The sequence below is a fragment of the Nitrobacter sp. genome (assembly GCF_051535235.1).
Classification (GTDB): Bacteria; Pseudomonadota; Alphaproteobacteria; order Rhizobiales; family Xanthobacteraceae; genus Nitrobacter.
This window is the reverse complement of the sequence record NZ_JBPPLZ010000003.1, coordinates 146,625-171,447: the sequence shown is the minus strand read 5'-3', so window position 1 is coordinate 171,447 and position 24,823 is coordinate 146,625. Positions and strand designations below refer to the sequence as shown.

Genomic DNA, 24,823 nt, shown 5'->3' with positions numbered 1-24,823 from the left:
TTATGCGGCCCTCTTGTTCTTGCGGTTCATTGCGCCGATATCGACGATTTCCGGCTGCTGCGCTTCATGGGGATGCTCTGCGCCGGCATAAACACGAAGATTGCCAAGCTGCACGCGTCCGAGCGGGCCACGCGGGATCATGCGCTCCACGGCCTTCTCGATGACGCGTTCCGGGAAACGACCCTCAAGGATCCACTTCGCGGTGCGCTCCTTGATGCCGCCGATGTAGCCGGTGTGATTGTAATAGACCTTGTTGTCACGCTTGCGGCCGGTGAGAACCACCTTGGCGGCATTGATGATGATGACATTGTCGCCGCAATCGACGTGCGGCGTGTAAATCGGCAGATGCTTGCCGCGCAGCCGCATCGCAACGAGGGTGGCGAGCCGCCCGACCACCAGGCCGCTGGCGTCGATCAGCACCCACTTCTTCGTCACTTCGGCTGGCTTTGCCGAGAACGTTTTCATGTGAGAAATCCGTGAAAAGAGAACCTCAACGCCCACAAGCGTCGAACCGAGGGCGTTCTAGAGAAGCAATCAATTCCAGTCAACGTCACACGATCGATATTTTCATCGTAAAATCATTAGCTTATAAAAATGGTTATATATTACCTTTAGAATTTTCAAGCATTCGGAATGGAGTACGTGGAGGTTACATGGGCGATCGGATCGGGCGACGTGCCTGACAATAGCGTCACCTCGCCGACCGCAAGCCGCCTGCCGAGCTTGAGAAGCCGCGCGGCGGCAACGACATCCTGACCCGGGCGTCCCGGGCGCAGAAAATTGATGTTGAGATTGGCGGTCACGGCGAGGCCGACCGGACCGATCCGCGACAAAAGCACCACATACATGGCGAAATCGGCCAGTGCCATCAGCGTTGGCCCGGAGACGGTACCGCCCGGGCGCAACATGCGCTCGCTGTAGCGCTGGCGAAGCAGCGACGTCTCGCCGTCGGCGCTTTCGATGGCGATATCGCCGTCCCTGAAGGCCTGAGGGAACTCGGCATGAAGAAACGCCTCGAGTTCGGCCACGTTCATTTTCGCAGTCGCCATGTCGTCCTGCCCCTGCTCACGCCCGATGGTGCCTGTTACATTAGGATGATCGTTTCGCCCAAGCGGATAATTCGATGACAGCCAGGACCGCCCGCGCCGAGACCCCGGAACAACCGCCGGTACTCTTGCGGCAAACCCAAGGCAGCATCACTGTTCTGACCCTCAACCGTCCGGAAGCGCGAAACAGCCTGTCTGAGCGGCTGATCGGCGAACTGCATGCGGCGATCGACGCAGCCGGCACGGACCCGGCGGTTCGCGCGGTCGTGATCGCGGCCAGCGGTCCGGCGTTCTCGTCCGGCCATGACCTCAAGGAACTGACCGCGCACCGCGCCGACTCCGATCGCGGCCGCGCCTACTTCGCGCATGTGATGACGATCTGCAGCGCGATGATGCAGGCCATCGTCCAACTGCCGAAGCCTGTGGTCGCCTGCGTGCAGGGCGTCGCCACCGCGGCCGGCTGCCAGCTCGTTGCGACCTGCGATCTCGCGGTGGCTTCGGAGAAGGCCCGCTTCGCAACGCCAGGTGTCGACATCGGCCTGTTCTGCTCGACGCCGATGGTGGCGCTGACCCGAAACATCGCGCGCAAACACGCCATGGAAATGCTTTTGACCGGAGAACCGGTCGACGCCGCGGCGGCCCAGCGGATGGGGCTGATCAACCGCGTCGTCGCCGATGGGCTCGAGCGCGACACCGCACTGGAGCTTGCGCAGAAGATCGCGCGCAAATCAGCCTATACGGTGAAGCTCGGCAAGGTTGCCTTCTACCGGCAGGCCGAAATGAATCTGGCTGACGCCTATCGTTACGCCGCCGAGGTCATGACCGAGAACATGATGGCCCGCGACGCCGAGGAGGGCATCGGCGCCTTCATCGAAAAACGTGACCCGAAGTGGAAAGATCGATAGGACTCAATTTTCTTCGTCATTCCGGGGCGCGAGCTCTTCGCGAGCGAACCCGGAATCCATAAACACTGCCGGAACATGGATTACGGGTCTGCGCGCTAAAGACCGTGCATCCCGAAATGACAACATTGGCCTGAACGGCCGCGATGATCCAATGACCTGGACTTGAAAATGAACCACGACACCTACGACGACAGCTACATCCGCGGAATCCTGGACAGCGTGAAGACCATCGCGATGGTCGGCGCCTCGCCCGTCAACGTGCGGCCGAGCTACTTCGCATTCAAGTATCTCGCCGAACGCGGATATGACATGAGCCCGGTCAATCCGGGTCACGTCGGCAAGAGCCTGGTCGGCAAGCCCTTCGTTGCATCGTTGAAGGACATCGGCCGTCCCCTCGACATGGTGGACATCTTCCGCAGTTCCAGCCACATCATGCCGATCGTCGACGAGGCGCTGACGCTGTCGCCCTTGCCGAAGGTGATCTGGATGCAGCTTGGCGCGCGCGACGACGCGGCGGCTGCGAAAGCCGAGGCTGCCGGCATCAAGGTGGTGATGAACCGCTGTCCGAAGATCGAATACGGCCGCCTGTCGTCGGAGATTTCGTGGATGGGCGTCAACTCGCGCACGCTGAGTTCGAAACGCGCGCCGATGCCCGTGCATGGCCAGCGACTGTCGCTCAACCGCGTGAGCGTCGGCGGCGGCAGCACGCTGGCCGCTGACCGCGCCGCCAAGGACAGAAGCGACCTGGCGTGAACGCATAAAAGTCTTTATCAGCTTCGCCGCGCCTTGAGGCCGCATGCCGAAACCGGCAAAGCCTCCCGTAGCGCCTTGACGGCGGCGCATGATCCCATCAGCATCGAAAACGCTTTAGCAGAACGACCTCCGACCGAAACAGGACATGAGATGACCGATCGCATCCCCGGCTTTGCAACGCTTGCCGTCCACGCCGGCGCGCAGCCCGACCCGACCACCGGCGCGCGCACGACGCCGATCTATCAGACCACGTCGTTCGTCTTCAACGACGCCGACCATGCGGCGTCGCTGTTCGGACTGCAGGCCTTCGGCAACATCTACACCCGCCTCGGCAATCCGACCAACGCGGTGCTGGAGGAGCGCGTCGCAGCACTCGAAGGCGGCACCGCGGCGCTCGCGGTGGCCTCGGGACACGCCGCGCAGGTCGTCACGCTTCAGCAACTCATGAAACCCGGCGACGAGGTCATCGCCTCGCGCAAGCTCTATGGCGGATCGATCAACCAGTTCACCCACGCGTTCAAGAGCTTCGGCTGGAACGTGGCGTGGGCCGATCCGGACGAGATCGAATCCTTCGAGCAGGCGGTCACGCCGCGAACGCGGGCGATCTTCATCGAATCCATCGCCAACCCGCGAGGTTCGATCACCGATATCGAAGCGGTCGCCGCGGTGGCGCGCAAGGCGAGAGTCCCCCTGATCGTCGACAACACGATGGCGAGCCCTTATCTCATCCGGCCGATCGAGCACGGCGCCGATATCGTGCTTCACTCGCTGACGAAATTTTTGGGCGGCCACGGCAACTCGCTCGGCGGCATCATCGTCGACGCCGGCACGTTCGACTGGTCGAAGGACAACAAGTATCCGATGCTGAGCGAGCCGCGCCCGGAATATCACGGCATCCGGATGCAGGAGACGTTCGGCAACTTCTCATTCGCAATCGCCTGCCGCGTGCTCGGCCTGCGCGACCTCGGCCCGGCGCTGTCGCCGTTCAACGCCTTCATGATCCTGACCGGCATCGAGACACTGCCGCTGCGGATGCAGAGGCATTGCGAGAACGCCCAGGCGATCGCCGAGTGGCTGGCCGCCCACCCGGCGGTTGCGGCCGTCAATTACGCGGGATTGCCCAGTGACAAGTACAACGCGCTCGCCCGCAAATATTCGCCGAAGGGCGCGGGCGCGGTGTTCACGTTCAGCCTGAAGGGCGGATACGACGCCGGCGTCCATCTGGTGTCGAAGCTCCGGTTGTTTTCGCACCTCGCCAACATCGGCGATACCCGCTCGCTCGTGATCCACCCCGCATCGACCACGCACAGCCAGCTCGACGACGCGGCCAAGACGCGGGCCGGCGCCGGGCCCGACATCGTCCGCCTGTCGATCGGCATCGAGGACAAGGAAGACCTGATGGCCGACCTCGATCAGGCGATGACGTAGAGCGGGTTTGCTTTAGACGGAATCAGCAGCCCGTCATGGCCGGGACAAGCCAGGCCATGACGGAACAGGTGGTTTCATCAAAACGCAAACCGGCTCCAAGACACAAATGAAGGTCTAACTGCCGCAGGTACTATCTTGGGAGCGATCAAGATGGATATTAACGCGGCGGCTCCCCCACTGGCCGGGGCCTTTCGCCCATGACCTGCACCCGCCGGACCTCGGTCAGATAGTTGAGGGTCAGCGACACCCAGATGATCCCGTAGAGCAGCATGAAGCAGCTTGAATTGAAGCCGAGCCAGTCCAGGATCGCGCCGAAGGTGATCGGCAGCAGAAAGCCGCCGAGGCCGCCCGCCATGCCGACGATGCCGGACACCGCGCCCATGCTGTCGGGGAAATCGTCGCCGATATACTTGAACGTCGAAGCCATGCCGCAGGCAAAGGCGATGCCGAGGGCGAAGAGAAGCATCGTGAAGAACCACGACGGCAAAGCGATGCGGAAACTCAGGGGATCGCGGATCGTGTGCACGATCAGGTCGGTCTTGGGATAGGATAACAGGAACAGGCAGACCCAGGCCACCCACAGCACCCACCACGTCACGTTGTGAGCGCCGAAGCGGTCCGACAACCAGCCGCCGAAGGCGCGGAAGGCGCCGCCGGGCAGCGAGAAGCAGGCGGCGAGAAGCGAAGCCTGCGCGATGGTGAAGCCGTATTCGGTCTTGAAATATTGCGGCATCCAGATCGACAGCGCGGTGAAGCCGCCGAACACGATCGAATAGTACTGGCAATATTTCCAGACCCGCGGATCGCGCAGCACGGACAATTGCTGCCACATCGACGGCACCTGACCGCCGACGCCGGGATCGGGCTTGGACAACAGCCAGAACAACAACGCCGTGACCAGCAGCGCGACGGCATAGACCTTGGGCACCATCTGCCAGCCATAGGCCCCGATCAGCCACGGGGCGACGAACATGTTGAGCGCCGCGCCGACCGTTCCCGCGCCGAAGAAGCCCATCGCGAAGCCGCGGCTCTCCTTGGGAAAGAAACGCGCGACGTAGGGCGTGCCGACCGAAAACGAAGCGCCGACGAGGCCGAGCGCCAATCCGAGCAGCAGGAACTGCCAAAGCGCGGTCGCATAGGCGGCCAGCCAGAGCGGAACCGCGCAGGCGATCAACAACAGCAGCATGATGATCCGCCCGCCGAAGCGGTCGGTCCAGATGCCCAGCGGCAAACGAAAGATCGCGCCGGTCAGGACGGGCGTCGCCGTGAGCAGACCGAATTCGGTCGAACCGAGCTCAAGCTGTTCGCGGATCGGAATACCGACCACGCCGAACATCATCCAGACGGCGAAGCAGACGGTGAAGGCCCAGGTGGTGATGAACAGGACGGACAGATTGCCGGATCTCGCCATTCGCCGCCTCGATCTTGCTCTGCCCGTTTCAGGCTCGCCATCGATCGGGCGGGTTATGAGATTTCCACCTTACCGGCTGGCTCATGACCGCACATCATGATGCAGGTTCGAAAATCTGTACAGGGCCAGAATTTCGGGCCGGTCCGTTATGAGGACGTGAATCAATCCGTGACGATTGAAGCGATCGTATCGCGTGTCAGGCGGATTCAGGTGATGGTACCGCCACCGCTCCGTTTCTCAACGGAGGGCTGACGATCGCCTCGAGAGTGCAAAAAAGAAACGCGCCGCCATTGCGCGACGCTTCCTTTGATCGGCCTATCCGGCCGCCATGCGCAATCCTTGACGCTCCAGCGCCGGTTTGCCGGCCATCAGCCGTTCCGCCTGAACAACCGCGAGCGTCAGGACGAGGATCGCAACTCCCTGATGCACCAATGCGAGCAGGATCGGAACCTGGTGCAGCAGCGTCAGGATTCCGAGCGTCGCCTGCAGCGTCATGGCGGCGGCGAGCCAGAGCGCCCCGCGAATGACGGCGGGATTTGCGCGCGACACCACCGCGTCAACGAGATGCAGGATGGCGATCGTAAACAGCGTATATGCCATCATGCGATGCTCGAACTGCACCGTGAGCGTATTGTCGAACAGATTGCGCCACCACGGTTGTTCGAAAAACAGCCGCGCGGAGGACGGAATGAACGATCCGTCGATGTCGGGCCAGGTGTTGAAAACCTTGCCGGCGCGCAGTCCGGCGACCAGCGCCCCGAAGTAAAGCTGCACGAACACCAGCACGACCAGAACGCCGCTGGTCACCCGCAATCGCAGCGGCGGCTGTAACGACGGTCGATCCGACAACCGCCGCACGGTCCAGACGATCGCCGCGAAAATCAGTAGAGCCAGCACCAGGTGGGTCGCGAGACGATATTGCGACACCTCGACACGGTTGGTGAGACCGGATGCAACCATCCACCAGCCGACCGCACCTTGAAGACCGCCAAGGCCGAAGATGATCCATAGCCGGCGCTTCAGATCGGACGGCAACATGCCGCGCCACATGAACCAGAGGAACGGCAGCAGGAAAGCCACGCCGATGAAGCGTCCCAGCAGCCGGTGGCTCCACTCCCACCAGAAGATGGTCTTGAACTGGTCGAGCGTCATGCCCGCGTTCATTTCGCTGTACTGCGGGATCTTCTTGTAGCCCTCGAAGGCCTGAGACCACTCGTCCTGCGTGAGCGGCGGCAAACTGCCCGTCACCGGCTTCCACTCGACGATCGAAAGACCGGACTCGGTCAACCGCGTCGCGCCGCCGACCAGCACCATGGCGGCGATCAACAGCGCCACGAACACCAGCCACCATCGCACGGCGCGTAGCTGGAACCCCTTTTTTGCCATCGGACGGGTCATCAAAATCCGTGTGTTGATTGCATTTTTCGGGCCCTTTATAGTCCACCGCAGCCTCGGCGCAAGCCTCGTCCCAGCCGCGAGTTGCATTTTTAAGGTATGCGGATCCGCACCCGGAAATTTCTCGGCACCATCGCCCTGCTCGTGCTGGTCGTCGTCTGGTCGCTGCTCGGCATGACGGTCGCACAGACGCCATGGCTCGCGGCATCGGGGCTCTATCAGGCGATCTTCTACCCGGTTGCCGGGCTCGGCTGGGTCTTGCCGGCCATGCCCATCGTCAGTTGGATGGCGAAACCCGACGCGTAGGCCTCCATCGTCGCCAAATCCATCCCCGCGGACGCAACCGCCGCGCCCCGCCCTCTCCCGCTCGCCTATTGGCATTACCCTTTGTTGACATTTCCCGTGCAAAGGTCGGCCAAAGCAAAAAGTAAACAAAAGATAACAGGCTCTAGCGATGACCATGGCGGCTGTGATCGAAAGCCCGACGGCGGCGGCGAACGCATGCACGCGATCAAGCGAGCGGCGTATCGCGCATGTCGAGGTCTTTCACGATCTGCATGAGGTCGAGCCGGTCTGGCGCGGCCTGGAGACGTCGCAGGTCTCGACGCCCTATCAGCGGTTCGACTTCCTGTCGGCCTGGCAGGGGCACGTCGGAACCAGAACCAATCTCCAGCCATGCGTGATCGTCGCCCGTGACGCCGAGCGGCGGCCGCTGATGCTGTTGCCGCTCGCAGCCGGCGCGGAGAACGGCGTCCGCGTCGCACGCTTCATGGGCGGCAAGCACACGACCTTCAACATGGCGCTCTGGCAACGGGATTTCGTCGCCTCCGCCACGCAGGCCGATCTCGATGCGCTGCTTCGCGGCCTCCGCGACGTTCCCGCCAGGATCGACGTGCTGGCGCTTACGCGGCAACCGCGGCGCTGGCGCGACCTGCAAAATCCGATGGCGCTGTTGCCGGGCCAGCCCTCCGCCAATGGCTGCCCGCTGATGACGATGGCGCCGGGCGCGGCGCCGGCCGATCGCATCAGCAACTCGTTTCGCCGCCGGCTCAGAAGCAAGGAACGCAAGCTGCAGGCGCTTCCCGGCTATCGGTACTGCGTGGCCACGACCGACACCGAGATCACGCGGATATGCGATGCGTTCTTCACGATCAAGCCGCTCCGAATGGCCGCGCAGAAGCTGCCGAACGTGTTCGCCGATCCCGGCGTCGAGGACTTTTTGCGCACGGCCTGCCTGACGCCGCTGCCGGACGGCGGCCACGTCATCGAAATCCACGCCCTCGAATGCGACGCCGAGGTGATCGCGATCTTCGCCGGCGTCGCCGACGGAGAGCGCTTCTCGATGATGTTCAACACCTACACGCTGTCGGACAGCGCCCATTACAGTCCGGGCCTGATCCTGATGCGCGATATCGTCGATCACTACGCCGAGCGCGGCTACACCTCGCTCGATCTCGGGATCGGATCGGACGACTACAAGCGGCTGTTCTGCAAGGACGACGAACCGATCTTCGACAGCTACCTGCCGCTCACGACGCGCGGCAGGATGGCCGCCCTCGGCATGTCCTCGGTGGCCCGCGCCAAGCGTCTCGTGAAGCAGACGCCGGCATTGAAGCGGATGGCGCAGACGCTGCGCGGCGCATTGCAGCGCTGACGATACGGCATTTTCCGGCGTAGGGGATTCAGGCCGCCTCGCGCGGACCGCTCTGGATCTCCGGCGGCAACGACATCGGATCGAGCATCGTCACCGACGCAAAACCGATGGCCGTGAGCTGACCGCTGAACCGCGCCCGCGCCTCCGCGCTCATCGACGGGTCGGGAACGACGATCGCGCGCGCTTGATCGGTCAGGAGTTTCGCCGGCAGATCGGTGGCGGTGCCGGCGACGAGCAGGACGTGATCGTAGACGCGCAGCAATGCATCGAGGGCGATCGTCAGGCGCGGCGATTGCAGCAGCGTGCGATCGGCTCCCGACCGTCCGGCGACCACCAGATGGACCGGCGATTGTCCGTCCCTGCTGATGACCTCTCCGAAGGACGCCTCGCCCAGCATCAGTTCGGCCAGTCCCGGCACCGCCGGATCGACCGCGGCGGCGGTCAGGGTCGGCGACGCCGGCGACAGATCGACCAGGACAACCTTGGCGCTGTGCGCCAGACCCCGCGCGAGCGCCAGCGCGCCCAGCAGAATGCGCTCGTTTTCGCCGGTGCCCATGATCGTGATCTTGCGCGCGGCTTCGCCTGCCGTCCGCAGGTCGTCCGCGACACGATCGATTCCGATCAGGTCCGCGGCCGGCTGGAGACGGATCTCGCGCGGCTCCGGCGTGGTGACGGCGGGCTGTTGCGGAACAGGCTCGAACGCGGCCAGGGCCCGCGGCGCGGTGATGCGCAGCAGTTCGCCCGTCGCGACGGTGCCCGCCGTCAGCATCAGCGTCGCCAGCGTCGCGATCAGGACGATCGGCAGCTTCTTGGGATAGGCCGGCGTGTTCGAGACGATGGCGCGGGAGATGATGCGGCCATCGGACGGCGTGGCGTCGATGTTTTCGCGCGTGGTCGCTTCACGATATTTTGCGAGATAGGATTCCAGCAGATCGCGCTGCGCTCTCGCCTCACGCTCCAGCGCCCGCAGCTTGACATCGTCGCCGTTGGAGGATGTCGCCTGCTTCTTCAACTGGTCGAGACTATTGCTGAGACTGTCGACCCGGCCGCTGGCGATGCGGGCGTCGTTTTCCAGCGACCGCGAGATCTTACCGGCCTCCTCGCGCAACTGGCGATCGAGATCGGCAAGCTGCGCCCTCAATTCCCTGATCCGCGGGTGCCGGTCAAGCAGGGTCGAGGATTGCTCCGCCAGTTGCGCCCGCAGCGTCACGCGCTGTTCGGCCAGGCGGCGGATCAGTTCCGAATTGAGAACTTCGGATGCCTCGACCGGCCTGCCGCTCTGAAGCATGTCGCGGATCAGCCGCGCCTTCGATTCCGCATCGGACTTGAGCGCGCGCGCGTTGGTCAGCTGGGTGTTGATTTCACCCAGTTGCTGGTTCGACAGCGAGGTGTTGTTGGTGCCGATGAAAAGGCTGGACTTCGACCTGAAATCCTCGACCCGCGATTCAGCCTCCGCGACCTTCTTGCGCAGGCTGTCGATTTCTCCGGACAGCCACTGACCGGCGGCCCTCGCCTGCCCCTGACGCGCGCTCAGTTGCAGCACGAGATAGCCCTCGGCGATCGAATTCGCGATGCGAGCCGCAAGCTCCGGATCGCGCGACTGGAATTCGATGACGATCACGCGGGATTTGTCGACGGCGTAGGCGGTCAGCCGATTGAAATAGGCATCCAGCACGCGCTCCTCCGGCGTCATCCGCAGCGGATCGCGGCCGATTCCGAACAGCGCCAGCAACGATTTGATCGGAGAAACGCCGCGCAACACCGGATCGAACTCCGGATTTTCGGCGAGCTTGTTCTTCCTGATCACCTCGCGGGCAAGATCGCGCGACAGCACCAGTTGCACCTGGCTGGCGACCGCTTCCGGATCGAGCGCACCGCGCTCGTCGTTGCGCTCGGCGTTCGGGCGCAGAAAAACGTTCTCGCGGCCGTCGATCAGGATGCGGGCTTCGGACTTGTATCTGGGCGTAATCAGGTTGACGACGACGAGCGAAAGTACGAAAGCGAGCAGCGTCGGGATGATGATCGCGCGCTTCTTTCGCACGAGCGCCTGCCAGATGACGCGCACATCGAGATCGCCCGGCTGCGAGGCGGCGACCGGCGACGCAGGCATTGGCGCGGAGACCTTGTTCGAAACCGCCGTCTTGTTCTTGCCGACGCGCCCAAACGCAAACCGCATCACTTAACTCCCGCCGGCCCCTCGAGCGTCCGAACCACGCCGGCCGCGTCTCGGCCGCGACTATCGGATCAGACCACGCGACCGGGCGCGGCGATTACAGTCCATTATGGTTGCCATCGGGTTAATTCCCGCGGGCCGATGCGGATGCGACGGATGTGGGGCCAGGCGACGATTACGTTTTATTAACCACAAAAGCCCTTAACTGGATTTGATATTTCATGGAAATGCCTGATGCGAAGCGTGCGCGCCGTAATCCTGTGCCTGTTGACCGCGCTGGCGCTGGCAGGGTGCATGCGGCACCCGGGGCCGGACGCGATGGCGCGCCCGCATAACGATCTCGATGCGCTGGCCTATGGCGGACGGCAGGCCTCTGCGCCACCGCCGGTCGCTCGCCGCGACCTGCGGGTTCGAGCGGCCCGTGCCTCCGTGCCTGTCGTCTATGCGGCGGCTCCGCCGCCCGTGGTGCACGATCCCGCCTACCGCCTCGATTCCGGCGATCGGCTGCGCATCGTGGTCTATGGCCAGGAAGGTCTCACCAACACCTATCTGGTCGATGCCGGCGGCAGCATCACCATGCCGCTGATCGGCGCGGTCACCGCGCGGGGCCGCACCACGGCCGAACTGTCCGCCGCGATCGCCGCGCGCCTGCGCAACGGCTACATCCGCGAACCCTATGTCGCCGCCGAGGTCGAAGCCTACCGGCCGTTCTTCATCCTCGGCGAAGTGGCGGCTCCAGGGCAGTATCCGTTCGTGCCCAACATGACGGTGGAGAGCGCCGTCGCGATCGCCGGTGGCTTCTCGCCCCGAGCCAGACGCGACCGCGTCACCCTCACCCACACCGACGCCCGCGGCACCGTCCGCCTCGTCGTGCCGACCGCCACCCTGCTCAGCCCCGGCGACACCGTCCTGGTCGACGAACGCTGGTTCTGAGGCATGACGCCCTCGCCCGATCAACCGCTTCGCATCCTGCACGCCGTCCGCGCGCCGGTCGGCGGAATCATCCGCCACATCCTCGATGTCGCCAACGGACAGGCCGCTCGCGGTCATCTGGTCGGCATCGTCGCCGACGGCCTCACCGGCGGCGAGCGCGCGAAGACTGCGCTTGCCGAAATCGCACCGCGGATGAAACTCGGCGTTCACCGCATCCCGATCCGGCGCGAACCCCACCTCACCGACCTGTTTGCGTGGATGCGATTCGCGGCGCTGGTCCGAAAGTTGAAGCCCGACGTCCTGCACGGACACGGCTCCAAGGCCGGCGTCTTCGTGCGGCTCAAGGGAGCGTCGAACGATGTCATCCGGGTCTACACGCCGCACGGCGGGTCCCTGCACTACCCTCTGGCGACGATGAAAGGCGCGTTCTACAGCCGGATCGAACGCGCGCTGATGAACCGCACCGACCTGTTCCTGTTCGAAAGCGCATTCGCGCGCAATACGTATCAACGCATCGTCGGCACGCCGGCCGGCCTCGTGAAATGCGTATTCAACGGCGTCACCGCCGATGAATTCGATCCCGTCGCGCTGGCCGACGACGCGACCGACGTCGCCTATGTCGGCGAGTTCAGGCACATCAAGGGCGCCGACCTCCTGATCGACGCGGTGGCGCAATTGCGGGCCGGCGGCCGGCCCGTCACCCTCACCCTCGGCGGCGACGGCGAAGAGACCGCGGCGCTCAAAGCCCAGATCGAGCGGCTCGATCTTGGCGATGCGGTCCGCTTCATCGGGCACGTCAAGGCGCGTTACGGATTCTCGAAGGGCCGTTTGCTGGTGGTGCCGTCGCGCGGCGACTCCATGCCGTATGTGGTGATCGAAGCGGCCGCGGCGGGCGTTCCCATGATCGCGGCGAATGTCGGCGGCATCCCCGAGATTTTCGATTCCCATACCGACGCGCTGTTCGCGCCCGCCGACGTCGGCGCCCTCGCCGAGGCCATAAAGGCCGCGCTGGATGACCCGGCCGCTGCGGCAACGCGCGCCAAATCGCTGCGCGAGCGCATCGTCGTGCATTTCTCGCAGACGGCGATGGTCGAAGGCGTCCTGGCAGGCTATCGCGAGGCGTTTGCGAAACGTTAACCGTTTCCGAAATGCCTCGGGTTTCGCGAAACCAAATCTTCCCGATTTCGTCCTTAAGTCGTTGTGCCCGGCGCCGCATTCCGTCGTGCGGCGCGGATGTGGACTTGAGGACATGGACCTTATCAACGCGCGCTCGGGGAGCGATGCGGCGGCGAGCAGCGGCCGGGCCGTACCCGTGGAGCGCCGGCGGCGGCTGTCGCCCGCGGCGCTTGCTGTCGCCAACCAGAAGGTGCGGCCGGCCTATTCGCCCATCGTGATCACCGGCATCGTGCGTGCCGCCGACTTCGTGCTGCTGAGCCTGATCGGCACCGCGCTCTACCTCGGATACGCCGCCCGCATCGACGGTTTCAACTGGAGCTATATCGCGGCGATCCTTGCCATGGCCGCCGCCACGGTCGTCTGTTTCCAGGCCGCCGATATCTACGCCGTGCAGGTCTTTCGCGGACAGTTGCGGCAGATGACGCGGATGGTCTCGTCATGGGCCTTCGTTTTCCTGCTGTTCATCGGCATCTCTTTCTTCCTCAAGCTCGGCGACGCCCTCTCGCGGCTCTGGCTGGCTTCGTTCTTCCTTGTCGGCCTGGCGGGCCTGATCGCGGGACGGCTCATGCTGCGCGCGATCATCCGGCGCTGGGCGCGTGACGGCCGGCTCGACCGCCGCACCGTCATCGTCGGTTCGGACGAGAGCGGAGAAAACCTCATCAGAGCGTTGAGAGCGCAGCCGGATTCCGACATCGAAATTCTCGGCGTGTTCGACGACCGCAACGATCAGCGCGCGCTCGATACCTGCGCCGGAAGCCCGAAGCTCGGCAAGGTCGACGACGTGCTCGAATTCGCGCGGCGGACCCGGCTCGATCTGGTGCTGTTCGCGCTGCCGATCTCGGCAGAAACCCGCATTCTGCAGATGCTGAAGAAGCTGTGGGTACTGCCGGTGGATATCCGCCTGTCCGCGCATACCAACGAGCTTCGTTTCCGCCCCCGCGCCTATTCCTATCTCGGCGAAGTCCCGATGCTGGACGTCTTCGAGGCTCCGATCACCGACTGGGACCTGGTGCTGAAATGGCTGTTCGACCGGGTGGTCGGCGCCTTGATCCTGCTGCTGGTTTCGCCGGTGATGGCGCTGGTCGCGCTCGCGGTCAGGCTCGACAGTCCGGGTCCGGTGCTGTTCCGCCAGAAACGCTTCGGCTTCAACAACGAACGCATCGACGTCTTCAAGTTCCGCTCGCTGTTTCACGATCAGGCCGATCCGCTGGCCACCAAGGTGGTCACCAAGAACGACAGCCGCGTCACCCGCGTCGGACGCTTCATCCGCAAGACCAGCCTCGACGAGCTGCCGCAGCTTTTCAACGTCGTCTTCAAGGGCAACCTGTCCCTTGTCGGACCCCGTCCCCATGCCGTGCAGGGCAAACTGCAGACGCGGCTGTTCGATGAGGCCGTTGACGGTTACTTCGCGCGTCACCGCGTCAAGCCCGGCATCACCGGCTGGGCGCAGATCAACGGATGGCGCGGCGAGATCGACAACGAGGAAAAGATCCAGAAGCGCGTCGAGTTCGACCTCTATTACATCGAGAACTGGTCGGTGCTGTTCGATCTCTACATTCTGCTCAAGACGCCGCTGGCGCTGCTGAAATCAGAGAACGCCTATTGACCTGTCTCGTGCGTGGAGTTTGGCGAGAGTGTGATGGCTTATCCCGCAGCGGTTGACGGTTCGCTTCGGCTTCCGACGACGCAGGCGCCGGGCATAGCCTCGCTCCAGCGCGCGCTGCTGTGGCTGGTCGGCGCCGGCGGCGCGATCGTCTACATCGAACCCAGCCCGTACGAATTCGCGACACTGGCCGCGATGGTCGTGTTCGCCGCGACGGGCCTGCGGGTGCGGCTGGCGTTCGTTCCGCTGGTGCTGCTGCTGTTTCTGGTCAACCTCGGCTATACGATCAGCGCCGCGTACCTCATGGACAAGACGCCGATCGTGAACTGGATCATGACCTCCTGGTACATGGCCGTGACGGTCATCTTCTTCGCGCTGGTGTTTTCGGACGATACCGCGGCACGGCTCGAACTGCTGCGGCGCGGCCTGATTTTCGGCGCGGTGATCGCGTCGCTGGCCGGCATCGCGGGCTATTTCCATCTGGTGCCGGGCGAGCACGACGTGCTGACGCTTTATGGGCGCGCGCGCGGCACCTTCAAGGACCCGAACGTGCTCTCAGCGTTCCTGATTTTGCCGGCATTGTTCGTCCTGCAAAACGTCGTCACGGCCCGTCTCGGAAAGGCCGTCCGCAGCGCCATCGTGCTCGGGATCATCAGCCTTGCGCTGCTGCTGGCGTTTTCGCGCGCGGCCTGGGGCCAGTTCGTGCTGACATCGGCTTTCATGCTGGTCCTGATGTTCCTGACCAGCCCGTCGACCAGACAGCGCTCGCGTCTGGTCACGACCGCGGTGATCGCGGCCGTCGCGATCGCGATGCTGCTGGCGATCCTGCTGTCGTTCGATTCGGTCGACAGCCTGTTCAAGGAGCGCGCGAGTTTCGACCAGAGCTATGACGAAGGCCGCTTCGGCCGTTTCGGCCGGCACATTCTCGGTTTCCAGATGGCGCTGGACCTGCCGCTCGGCATCGGCCCGTTGCAGTTCACGCGGTTCTTTCCCGAAGACACCCACAACTCCTATCTGAACGCCTTCATGTCGGGCGGGTGGATTTCAGGCATCTGCTATCCCGTGCTGATCTTCACCACCGTGATCCTGGGCTTTCGCTACATTTTCGTCCGGGTTCCCTGGCAACGAACCTATCTCGCGATCTTCACGGCGTTTCTGGGCACCGTCGGCGAGAGCTTCGTCATCGACACCGATCACTGGCGTCACTTCTGGCTGATGCTTGGCATGATGTGGGGCATGTTCGCGGCAGCCCACCGGCACATGGCCGAGGCGCGGCAGGCTCCGGTGCCGCAGGCATCGCAGTAGAGCGAAAGGGTTACGGCTCGATCGTGAACGTCATGCCGGCATGGTCGACGAGCCGTTTGAGCAGCGCGTCCTTCATCGCGGCGCCCGGCGTCCAGAAGCCGCCGGCCACGTCCGGGGTGTCGCGCCGCAGGCAGATCGCGCATTCGGCGATCATCTTCGAGGTCGATCCGTAACCCGGATCGCGGTCGCCGGTCACCGCGGCTTTCACCTGCCGCCCGTCTGGCGCGAGGCCGACGAAGAGAAGATCGTAATATCCGCTGTCGCGTTCCTCCTTTGACGGTCCCTCGCCCGGCTTCGGACCACCCTGCGCGCCGAGCTTGTTGTTGGCGGCGATGATGGCTTTCGCGGTCGCCTCGCCGCTGTCCTTCGGACCCGCGACCATCATCTCGTCGTAGACGAAATCCCGGCCATAGGGGAAGTCGAGCAGAAAGTTGGAGCGGTGGACATTGCGGGTGTTGATGTTCGCCATCACGAACGGCGCCACCCACATTCCGATGTCCTCGTCGAACAGCGGCTTGTTGCCGGGTGGTTGCTTCGGCCCTTCGAATCCCGGCGTCAGCACGAAGGGATCGCGCAGTTTCGGCAACAGATCGGGATCGTTGGCCGCGGCGGCGAAGATCGCCCTCATGCTCGCAGCGGTGCCGCCGGAAAACGTGCCCTTCATCTTGCGCACGCGGCCCTTGACCCGCGCGACGCTCGACCCGAGCCGCTGTTTCGCGGCCTGCTGAAGAAAGAACACGCCGAGTTCGAACGGCAGCGAGTCGTAGCCGCAGGAGAACACGATCCGCGCGCCGCTCCTGCGCGCCTGCGCCTCATGGGCGTCGATCATCTGCCGCATCCAGATCGGCTCGCCACAGAGGTCGAGATAATCGGTGCCGCCGGCCGCGCAGGCGGCCACCAGACCGGAGCCGTAGAGCTGATAAGGTCCGACCGTGCTCACCACCGACGCCGTGCGGCCGACCATCGCCTTAATCGAGGCGGGATCGCCGGCATCCGCGGCGATCAGCGGCAGGTCGCGCGGCGCGCCGATGGCGTCGCGCACCGACGCGAGCTTGTCGAGGCTGCGGCCCGCGATCGCCCACCTCAGATCGCTGCCGCGATACTCCGTGGCAAGATATTCCGCGACCAGCCGGCCGGTGAATCCGCTTGCACCATAGACAACGATATCGAATTCCGCCGACGCCATGACCGATTCCCCAAAAGAGACCCGCCTTATAGCGTTTTCGGGCGAAGCCGATACCGGTTTGCGTGAGGAAAACGCGTCAAATCAAAATCATAGAACCCGCTTCTGATTTCCCCTCTGAAATGCCCAGCCTGCAGGCGCAGGTCTTGGTTTATCCGCGTCGCTTCCCCGGGCCCCCGTGATTATTACCGCAGTGCACAACGGCCGCCGATCGGAGTCCTGTCTGCCGCGGCGGCTTCCGGCCGCAGCCGATTCCGACGCCCGGAGCGGCAGGGGCAAGATATGCACAGGGGATTATCCCGGTACCTCTGCCGCGCCTTATTTATGAGGTTTTTGTGCCACACCTGCCCGCAAAGTGCCTCAAATGGGGCGCGGCGGCCTCAATTGGCGCTGGAATCTCCAGCCTGAGGGAACTCCTTCTGTTATTCAAGAACGCTCAATGCCCACGCGAGACTTTGAGTATTTGCGAATGCGAATTCAGATTATTGCACCAATTGTGATCGGCTTGGTGGTTCTGCCGGTTTCGGCCCATTCCCAAGGCGGTTTTTCGATCAACGATGCGTTGAAACAGGCGGTGGCAACGAATCCCGGCGTGGGAGAAGCGGCCGCGAACCGGCGGGCGACTGAATCGGAACTTCGCCAACAACAGAGCACCCTGCTGCCGCAGGTGCGTGTCGAGGGACGCTGGGGTCCTGAGCGGTTCAACCAGAACGTCGTTCCGGCTCCGCTGGGTAACGGAGACTGGATGAACGGGCGCGCCGCATCGGTCGTCGTCCGGCAATTGGTGTTCGACGGTTTCACCTCGATCAACGAGATCTGGCGTCAGACGGCGCGTGTAAACGCCGCTGCTGCGCGCGTCCACGAACGAACCGAGTTGCTGGCTCTCGATGCGGCCGAAGCCTATGTCGACGTGACGCGCTATTTGCGTCTCATAACGATAGCCGAAGATAACCTCAGGGTTCACCGGAATCTTTTCGCCAACGTTCAGGCCCGCTTTGACGGCGGCCGCGCGGGAGAAGGAGACCTTGAACAGACCCGCGAGCGGGTCGAGGCAGCCGAGGCGACCCTTGCCGGTTTCCGCCAGAGTCTGGATGAAGCTCGCGCCAAGTATCGGCGGGCCGTCGGCCTGGAGCCGGTCAATCTGCGGACGCCGGGACGACTCGGCGGGATGCCGCGATCGAAAGACGACTCGCTCGCCCGGGCGTTGCAGTTCAACCCGACCATCAAGGCCGCCGACTCCGACGCGCGCGCGGCGAAATATGCCTTCGACAGCACCGCAGGCGCGTTCGTGCCGAACGTTTATCTCGAAGGACGTGCGTCGCAGGGTATCGATTCGGACAGCTATGTCGGACGCCGTGACGACGTCAGCGGCAAGGTGGTCGTGAGCTGGGATATCTTCCGTGGCGGCCAGGACACCTGGCGGCGAAAGGAAATGGCGGAGCGCTACATCGAAGGCACGATGCGGCACGCACGCCTGCAGCGCGATGCCGTGGAATCGATCGATAAAGCCTGGGCTGCCCGAACGCTGACCGCCGATCGCATCTCGGCCCTGAGCCGGCAGATCGCCTCGGATCGCAAAGTCATCGTCTCCTATCAGAAGGAGTACGAGTTGGGGCAGCGTTCGCTGGTCGATCTTCTGAACGCCCAGAACCAGCTCTTCAACGGACTCGTGTCGCTGGTCTCCACCCAGGGTGTCGCGGTGTTCGCCGACTATCAGCTCCTCGCCGCGATGGGGGAACTGATCGAATACATCAAGGCACCCCCGCCGGCCGACGCCGCGCCGCTGCCGATCAAGCCGTTCGGCCTGTTCCCGACCAAACTTCCACCTGTTCTGCTGCATGCGCCGGAATCAGGCCCGGCCCCCCTCAAGGCCGAGATCGGGCAGCCGGTCACGCCGCTGAATTACGCGTCGACAAACGACGGCGGAAAGCATGGCGCGCTTGACGCCGCCGGCTTCTCCGAGCGCTGGAGCGCGGTCAATCCGGCTGCGGAACTGGTCGAGGCCGCGGCCAACTGGCGTACACTGCCTCATTAGACCACCGTGACCGGGGCGGCGCAGACCGGCCAAGGTTAATTGAACGACGAGACGACTGACGATCTTTCATGCATATGCTGGCGCGGCGATGCTGCGTCAGTGTATGTATGTTTTATTTCGTTCGTCGGTACGAATTAGTATTATTTTGATGTTTTCCGATTTCCGGACCTGATCGCGCTTATGATGGGCCGGCATCGAGCCAGGCCAGGAAAGCGATCCGTGAACCCCAGCGCGTCAGTCAACCGCCAGCCGCCCGAGCTGGATAAGTCCGAGAGTGCGGACAATCAGCGGGATTATCTAGCCGACGCCCTGCTCTACCTCGCCGCACATCATGGTCGTGCGATCAGCCGTCAGGCGCTGATCGCCGGGCTCCCCACCGTCGACGGAAAGCTGACCGCGACGCTCGTCGAACGAGCGGGTCTGCGCGCCGGTCTCGAGATCGAGCCGGTCCAGCGTCCCGTCGCCGAGATCCCGGCGCTGGTGCTTCCCGCGCTCCTGATCATGAAGAACAGGCCGCCCCTCATCCTGGTCGGCATCAGTGGTCAGGACCGAACCGCAACCGTCGTCGATACCGCACGGCCGGAAGCGCGCGAGGTCTACGACGTCGCCGATCTCGCCGCGAGCTATTCCGGCTTCACGTTCCTGGTCAAACCGGCCGGCGCGGCGGACGCCCGCGCCATCGCCGCGGGCGACGCTCCGCGGACGCATTGGTTCTGGAGCGTGGTCCGCAAGTTCGGTTCGAACTACTGGCATGTCGCTCTGGCGGCTTTTCTCGTCAACATGCTCGCCCTCGCCGCTCCGCTGTTCACGATGAACGTCTATGACCGCGTCATTCCGAATGGCGCGGTCCCATCGCTGATAGCTCTCGCGGTAGGTCTCGGCCTGGCGATCGTTTTCGATTTCATCATTCGAATCGTTCGCGCGCGGATCATCGACATCACCGGCAAGAAAATAGATGTCGTCCTGGCATCCGATATCTTCGAGCACGTTCTCGCGCTCAAGATGGCGAACCGGCCAACCTCTGTCGGCATTCTCGCCAATCAGATGCGCGATTTCGAATCGGTCAGGGATTTCTTCACATCGGGAACGGTCGTTGCCGCAACCGATCTCGTGTTCGCGATCATCTTCATCGGCGTCCTCTTCATGATCGCAGGGCCGCTTGCCTGGATTCCCCTGGCGATGCTGCCGATCGTTCTGGTCGCCGGCATCATCCTGCAGCGCCCGCTCGACCGCGCGATCAACCGCCTTCAGGCTGAATCGGCCGCCCGGCACGGCGTCCTGATCGAATCCCTGTCGGGTATCGAGACGGTTCGCGCGACCGGCGCGGAATCGCGAATGCAGACCGCGTGGGAACGCTCGGTCGCGGCGACCGCGAGATCCGGAGAGGAAGTCCATCTCTGGTCGTCCATTGCACTGACGGTTTCAAGCTCCGCCCAACAGATCACCAGCATGCTGCTGATCGTCGTTGGCGTTTTCCTGGTCCTCGACGGTCAGATTTCGATGGGCGCGCTGATCGGCGCGAACATGCTGGCGGGCCGCGTGCTGGCGCCGATATCCAGCCTTGCCTCCCTGATTACGCGCGCCACGCAGACCGTCATCTCGCTCAAGGCGATCGACAAGCTCATGCAGCTCGAACGCGAGCGGCCGCCAGGGCGCACGTTCGTCGAGCGAAAGATCGCGCAGGGTGCCGTCGTCTTCGACAATGTCAGCTTCTCCTATCCGGGCACCAACGAGAGTGCGCTGGAGAAAATATCTTTCAAGATCGCGCCCGGCGAGCGGGTCGCGATCATCGGTCGCGTGGGGTCAGGCAAGACCACGGTCGGCCGCCTGCTTGCCGGTTTCTACGAGCCGCGGGAAGGAAGCGTCTCGATCGACGGCATCGACTCCCGGCAATACGATCCGGCCGACCTGCGCACCGGCATCGGTTTTGTCATGCAGGATACCGACCTGTTTTTCGGCAAGCTGCGCGACAACATCACGCTCGGCAAGCCGTCGGCGACGGACGAGGAAGTCGTGAACGCCGCCAGGCTCGCCGGCGTCGAACAGTTCATTGCCGGACATCCGCTCGGCTACGACATGCCGATCTCCGAAGGCGGACGCAGCCTGTCCGGCGGACAGAAACAGGCGATCGGTCTGGCGCGTGCCATGATCCGCAATCCGAAGATCATCTTCATGGACGAGCCGACCGCGCACTTCGACGTGCGCAGCGAGGCCGAATTCCTCGAGCGGCTGAAGACGCTCGCGAAGACCGACATGACGATCATCGTCTCGACGCACCGCCCGTCCCTGCTCTCGCTGGTCAATCGCATTCTGGTGTTCGATCGGGGCAAGCTGGTCGCGGATGGCCCGCGCGAAGCGATCCTTGCGACCCTGCAGGCGACCGCCAAGCGCAAGACCGAACCGGTCAAGTTCGAACCTCCGGCGATGAAGTCCAATGCAGCAGTCTGATTTTGCATTCGCCAATGACGTGCGCGCGGCAGTCGAGCTGCGCACGCCGCGAACATCGAGCATGATCCTGTTCTCGACGCTGGCTTTGATCGTGGTCGCGTTGATATGGGCCAATTTCGCGATCCTCGATGAGGTGAAGCGCGGCAACGGCCGCGTGATCCCCACTCAGCAGATGCAGGTGCTGCAATCGCTCGAAGGCGGCATCGTCGGCGCCATTCTGGTGAAGGAAGGCGATATCGTCTCCAAGGGCCAGACCGTGATGCGCATCGAGGACATCAAATTCGCATCCGAGCTCGGCGAGATTCGCGAACGCCGATACGCCACCGCCGCGCGCGTGGCGCGGCTGGAGGCCGAGTCGGCCGGCAAGAGCACGCTGGAATTTCCCGAAGAACTGGTGAAGGTCGCGCCCGCCGCGGTGGCGGCGGAGCAAAGCCTGTTTCAGGCCCGCGCCCGCAAGCTCGCGCAGGACATCGATGTGATCGTCCAGCAGTCGACGCAGCGCCGCAGCGAGCTCGGAGAGTACAAGGCGACGGCCGAAAAACTGACCAATACGATGAAGCTTTTGCAGCGCGAGCTCGACCTGACGCAGAAGCTCTATAACCAGAAAGTCGTTCCCGAGATTGAATTGCTGCGGATCCAGCGGCAAGCCACCGAGATGCAGGGGCAACTGGAAGTCGCCAAGGCATCGATGGCGAAAGCAGAGGCCGGAATCCAGGAGGCTGAATCGCGCCTGCAGAGCGCGAAAACCACGTTGCGGGCGCAGGCCGACGAAGACCTCGCAAAATCCCGCGGCGATCTCGCGGTGCTGGAGGAGAACATCAAGTCGGCGAAGGACCGCGTCTTCCGCGCCGAGATGAAATCTCCGGTGCACGGCATCGTCAACAAGATCAACGTGACGACCATCGGAGCCGTCATTCAGCCCGGCGGCAATCTGATGGACATCGTTCCGCTGGACGACAACCTGCTGGTCGAGGGCCAGATCCGGCCGCAGGACATCGCCTTCATCAGAGCCGGCCAGGATGCGATCGTGAAGATTTCGGCTTACGACTCCTCAGTCTACGGATCGCTGAACGGAAAGGTAGAGCGTGTCAGCGCCGACGCGATCACCGACGACAAGCCGGGCCGCAACGGCGAAAAGGAAACGTTCTATCGTGTCATCGTCCGGACCGAGAAGAACCATCTCGGCACCAGCAAGACGCCGCTGCCGATCATTCCCGGCATGGTCGCGACCGTCGAGGTGATGACGGGACACAAATCGGTTCTCGATTATCTGATCCGGCCTGCCCGGCTGCTTCGCGACGAGGCGCTGCGCGAACGTTGAGAGATCGCGCAGGAGGGCACTCTTGCAAGGGCCCGCGCGTTGTCGCTTCCACTTTGATTCAAATCTTACGCAATTCTTCTATTAAATCTTACGTGCTTCGGCATCGTCCTGTTGGCCTCGTTGCCCGATATATACGGGAAAACAACGAGGCTTTAACGGCGTTCTAGCGGCGCGCAACTATTGATCGTCCCAAACACGGGACGAGGATCGGCTTCAGCCGACCGACGATCCCGGAAAATCGGGGCGTCGTATGTTGTTCGGACTCACGTGCCGCGTTGTCGTCGCGGGCGCATTTTTCAGCCTCACGATTCTGGCCGGCACGACGCAGGAAAGCCTCGCTGCCAGGAAAGACAGGCTCAAGACCCACATCTTCGATGACCTGATTACACCTTCGATGCTGGAGCCGCCCAAGCCTGCGCCGACCTCGCGAACCAGCGGCGCGCGCTTCTTCTCGATCAACGGCGTTCTGGCGAAGCTGGACGGCAAGGCTCCGCCCGAGCAGACCGTTCGCGTCGCTTCGACCTCCGGCGAAACCGTCGTCTCGGATGCCCCCGCGGCGAACGCCGGCACGGTGTCGGCGAGCACGGTGTCGGCCGAACCGTTCGGGCTGTTTACGTTCAGAGCGCCGGAGGGCGTGCTGTGGCGCAAATGGCGCGCCCTGAAAGGCGAGTTCGATACCGAGATGCGCGCAGTCGCAGCCTGCCGGAGCGATCCGGCCGCCTGCACGCCTGCCGCCACCCGCTTCGTGGCGCTGATCGCAGAAGCGAAGACGCATGACGGCCGCGCGCGTCTGGAAACGGTGAACCGGCTCGTCAATCGCGCGATCCTCTACACCAGCGACCTCGCGCAATACAGCGTGCTGGACGTCTGGTCCGCTCCCCTCGCCTCGCTTCGCAGCGGCCGCGGCGACTGCGAGGACTATGCGATCGCCAAATATGCGCTGCTCCGGGAGACAGGCACAGCCGAACAGGACCTTCGCATTTTGCTGGTGCGCGACCGTTCGGTCCGCGAGGATCATGCCGTGCTCGCGGTGAGGGATCGCGATAGCTGGGTCATACTCGACAATCGCCGTTCGGCGCTCGCAACCGACGGCGAGGCAGGCTACCTGACGCCGATGTATGCGCTCAACGCGAACGGCATCAGCCTGTTTGCCTCGCCCTACCTGACCCAGCACGATCGCAACGCGAATGCGGTGCAGCCAGCGGCGGATGGCGCCGACACCTCCAAGGCGGGCAATTCGGCCGCGCCGCTCGCGGCTTTCCGGATGACAGATTTCGACAGACCGGAGACGACGGGCGTTTCGGGGAGCGCCGGCGCCGGGCTCACGCTTCAACTCTGATCATCACGGGGCCGGCGGCTTGTCCGGCCGGGTTCGTTCCGATGAAGGGGTGCCATCCCCGGCTGCACGGCAGACGCTTTCATGCTATCCAGTCTGTCACCTTATCGTGCGGCGGTGATCCGCCCGCGAAGAACCCGGCTTGCATGGTGTGCGTCCCTTGATATCGAAACCTCGCGTCACTCCAGACGGCATGATCTCGCTGGCGATATTCGGCACGAGTTCCGCACTCGCTCTCGCGCTGATGACCTCGGCATCGGCTCAGACAACGACCGTCGAACGGACGGCCAAAGGTCCCGCCGCCGCCAACATCCGGGTCGGCCTCTATCTCAACGTGAAGCCGGACTGCACGAGCGGTCCCCTGCCCGCCATCCGGCTGCTCGCTCCGCCCGCCAACGGCACGTTGACGATCAAGCGCGGCAACGTGACGGCCACCAACTACAAGCAGTGTCTCGCGCTCGAGGTACCCGGCTTCGTCGCCTTCTACAAATCGAAACCCGATTTCGCCGGCATCGACAGCGCGACCATCGAGGTCAAGTATCCGGCGGGCCGCACCGAAATCCAGCGCATCAGCATCACGGTCGGCAGCGGCAAGGGCGGGCAGAAGATTTAGAGCCGCATTGGATTGATCTGTCCTGCGCGCGCCATGCGATTTTCGTTTTGGCGGGAGCGGCTTGATGTCTTTCTTCGAAAAATTCGAAAGACGTGAATGCCCGGC

20 protein-coding genes are annotated in these 24,823 nt (G+C 63.6%); 14 read left to right on the top strand and 6 right to left on the bottom strand.

Annotated features, from left to right (window positions below; all coding sequences use genetic code 11):
* Together rplM and ACS3WA_RS05430 are read right to left on the bottom strand one after the other, a co-directional pair.
* Entirely contained in the window at positions 1-465 is a 465-nt protein-coding gene (rplM, locus tag ACS3WA_RS05435) for a 50S ribosomal protein L13 (protein WP_438277531.1), read from the bottom strand.
* A gap of 155 nt (positions 466-620) precedes the next feature.
* A complete protein-coding gene (locus ACS3WA_RS05430; protein WP_438277530.1) occupies positions 621-1,049 on the bottom strand; it encodes a PaaI family thioesterase in 429 nt (142 codons plus the stop codon).
* A gap of 74 nt (positions 1,050-1,123) precedes the next feature.
* Between ACS3WA_RS05430 and ACS3WA_RS05425 the strand changes: the two genes are divergently transcribed.
* The 3 genes from ACS3WA_RS05425 (at position 1,124) to ACS3WA_RS05415 (ending at position 4,132) form a co-directional block, all read left to right on the top strand.
* A complete protein-coding gene (locus ACS3WA_RS05425; RefSeq protein ID WP_438277529.1) occupies positions 1,124-1,951 on the top strand; it encodes an enoyl-CoA hydratase in 828 nt (275 codons plus the stop codon).
* Between the two features lie 168 nt (positions 1,952-2,119).
* On the top strand, positions 2,120-2,704 hold the full coding sequence (locus ACS3WA_RS05420; RefSeq protein ID WP_438277528.1) for a CoA-binding protein: 585 nt from the start codon (positions 2,120-2,122) through the stop codon (positions 2,702-2,704).
* 150 nt (positions 2,705-2,854) lie between these two features.
* Positions 2,855-4,132: an O-acetylhomoserine aminocarboxypropyltransferase gene (locus ACS3WA_RS05415; protein ID WP_438277527.1), complete on the top strand. Its 1,278-nt coding sequence runs from the start codon at positions 2,855-2,857 to the stop codon at positions 4,130-4,132.
* Positions 4,133-4,289: 157 nt separating this feature from the next.
* Here ACS3WA_RS05415 and ACS3WA_RS05410 read toward each other — a convergent pair whose 3' ends face one another.
* Together ACS3WA_RS05410 and ACS3WA_RS05405 are read right to left on the bottom strand one after the other, a co-directional pair.
* Positions 4,290-5,543, bottom strand: a complete 1,254-nt coding sequence (locus tag ACS3WA_RS05410) for an MFS transporter (RefSeq protein WP_438277526.1) — start codon at positions 5,541-5,543, stop codon at positions 4,290-4,292.
* 315 nt (positions 5,544-5,858) lie between these two features.
* Complete coding sequence (locus ACS3WA_RS05405; RefSeq protein ID WP_438277525.1) at positions 5,859-6,941, bottom strand: COX15/CtaA family protein; 1,083 nt, start codon at positions 6,939-6,941, stop codon at positions 5,859-5,861.
* Between the two features lie 96 nt (positions 6,942-7,037).
* Between ACS3WA_RS05405 and ACS3WA_RS05400 the strand changes: the two genes are divergently transcribed.
* The gene (locus ACS3WA_RS05400) at positions 7,038-7,244 is read left to right on the top strand and encodes a DUF2842 domain-containing protein (RefSeq protein WP_292614734.1); all 207 of its coding nucleotides are present in this window, start codon (positions 7,038-7,040) and stop codon (positions 7,242-7,244) included.
* A gap of 148 nt (positions 7,245-7,392) precedes the next feature.
* Positions 7,393-8,592 carry a GNAT family N-acetyltransferase gene (locus ACS3WA_RS05395; protein WP_438277524.1) on the top strand — a complete coding sequence of 400 codons (1,200 nt, stop codon included), beginning with the start codon at positions 7,393-7,395 and terminating at the stop codon, positions 8,590-8,592.
* A gap of 28 nt (positions 8,593-8,620) precedes the next feature.
* On the opposite strand, the gene ACS3WA_RS05390 is transcribed toward ACS3WA_RS05395, so the two are convergent.
* Positions 8,621-10,768, bottom strand: a complete 2,148-nt coding sequence (locus tag ACS3WA_RS05390) for a GumC family protein (RefSeq protein ID WP_438277523.1) — start codon at positions 10,766-10,768, stop codon at positions 8,621-8,623.
* A 231-nt stretch (positions 10,769-10,999) separates the two neighbouring features.
* Between ACS3WA_RS05390 and ACS3WA_RS05385 the strand changes: the two genes are divergently transcribed.
* The 4 genes from ACS3WA_RS05385 (at position 11,000) to ACS3WA_RS05370 (ending at position 15,782) form a co-directional block, all read left to right on the top strand.
* Positions 11,000-11,698: a polysaccharide biosynthesis/export family protein gene (locus tag ACS3WA_RS05385; protein WP_438277522.1), complete on the top strand. Its 699-nt coding sequence runs from the start codon at positions 11,000-11,002 to the stop codon at positions 11,696-11,698.
* A gap of 3 nt (positions 11,699-11,701) precedes the next feature.
* Positions 11,702-12,835, top strand: a complete 1,134-nt coding sequence (locus tag ACS3WA_RS05380) for a glycosyltransferase family 4 protein (protein ID WP_438277521.1) — start codon at positions 11,702-11,704, stop codon at positions 12,833-12,835.
* Between the two features lie 112 nt (positions 12,836-12,947).
* Positions 12,948-14,480, top strand: coding sequence for an undecaprenyl-phosphate glucose phosphotransferase (locus tag ACS3WA_RS05375; RefSeq protein ID WP_438277520.1), 1,533 nt, complete (start codon positions 12,948-12,950; stop codon positions 14,478-14,480).
* Between the two features lie 33 nt (positions 14,481-14,513).
* Positions 14,514-15,782 (top strand): O-antigen ligase family protein, encoded by a 1,269-nt coding sequence (locus ACS3WA_RS05370; protein WP_438277519.1) that lies wholly within the window; start codon positions 14,514-14,516, stop codon positions 15,780-15,782.
* Positions 15,783-15,792: 10 nt separating this feature from the next.
* Here the strand turns inward: ACS3WA_RS05370 and ACS3WA_RS05365 are convergent, their stop codons facing one another.
* A complete protein-coding gene (locus tag ACS3WA_RS05365) occupies positions 15,793-16,968 on the bottom strand; it encodes a saccharopine dehydrogenase family protein (RefSeq protein ID WP_438277518.1) in 1,176 nt (391 codons plus the stop codon).
* Positions 16,969-17,434: 466 nt separating this feature from the next.
* On the opposite strand from ACS3WA_RS05365, the gene ACS3WA_RS05360 reads away from it, so the two are divergent.
* The 5 genes from ACS3WA_RS05360 (at position 17,435) to ACS3WA_RS05340 (ending at position 24,718) form a co-directional block, all read left to right on the top strand.
* Positions 17,435-19,000 carry a TolC family outer membrane protein gene (locus ACS3WA_RS05360; RefSeq protein WP_438277517.1) on the top strand — a complete coding sequence of 522 codons (1,566 nt, stop codon included), beginning with the start codon at positions 17,435-17,437 and terminating at the stop codon, positions 18,998-19,000.
* Positions 19,001-19,258: 258 nt separating this feature from the next.
* Entirely contained in the window at positions 19,259-21,448 is a 2,190-nt protein-coding gene (locus ACS3WA_RS05355; protein WP_438277703.1) for a type I secretion system permease/ATPase, read from the top strand.
* Positions 21,435-22,769 carry an HlyD family type I secretion periplasmic adaptor subunit gene (locus ACS3WA_RS05350; RefSeq protein ID WP_438277516.1) on the top strand — a complete coding sequence of 445 codons (1,335 nt, stop codon included), beginning with the start codon at positions 21,435-21,437 and terminating at the stop codon, positions 22,767-22,769. The genes ACS3WA_RS05355 and ACS3WA_RS05350 overlap by 14 nt, the downstream gene beginning before the upstream one ends.
* 250 nt (positions 22,770-23,019) lie before the next feature.
* On the top strand, positions 23,020-24,108 hold the full coding sequence (locus ACS3WA_RS05345; protein ID WP_438277515.1) for a transglutaminase-like cysteine peptidase: 1,089 nt from the start codon (positions 23,020-23,022) through the stop codon (positions 24,106-24,108).
* 190 nt (positions 24,109-24,298) lie between these two features.
* Positions 24,299-24,718 (top strand): hypothetical protein, encoded by a 420-nt coding sequence (locus ACS3WA_RS05340; protein WP_438277514.1) that lies wholly within the window; start codon positions 24,299-24,301, stop codon positions 24,716-24,718.
* Positions 24,719-24,823 lie beyond the last annotated feature (105 nt).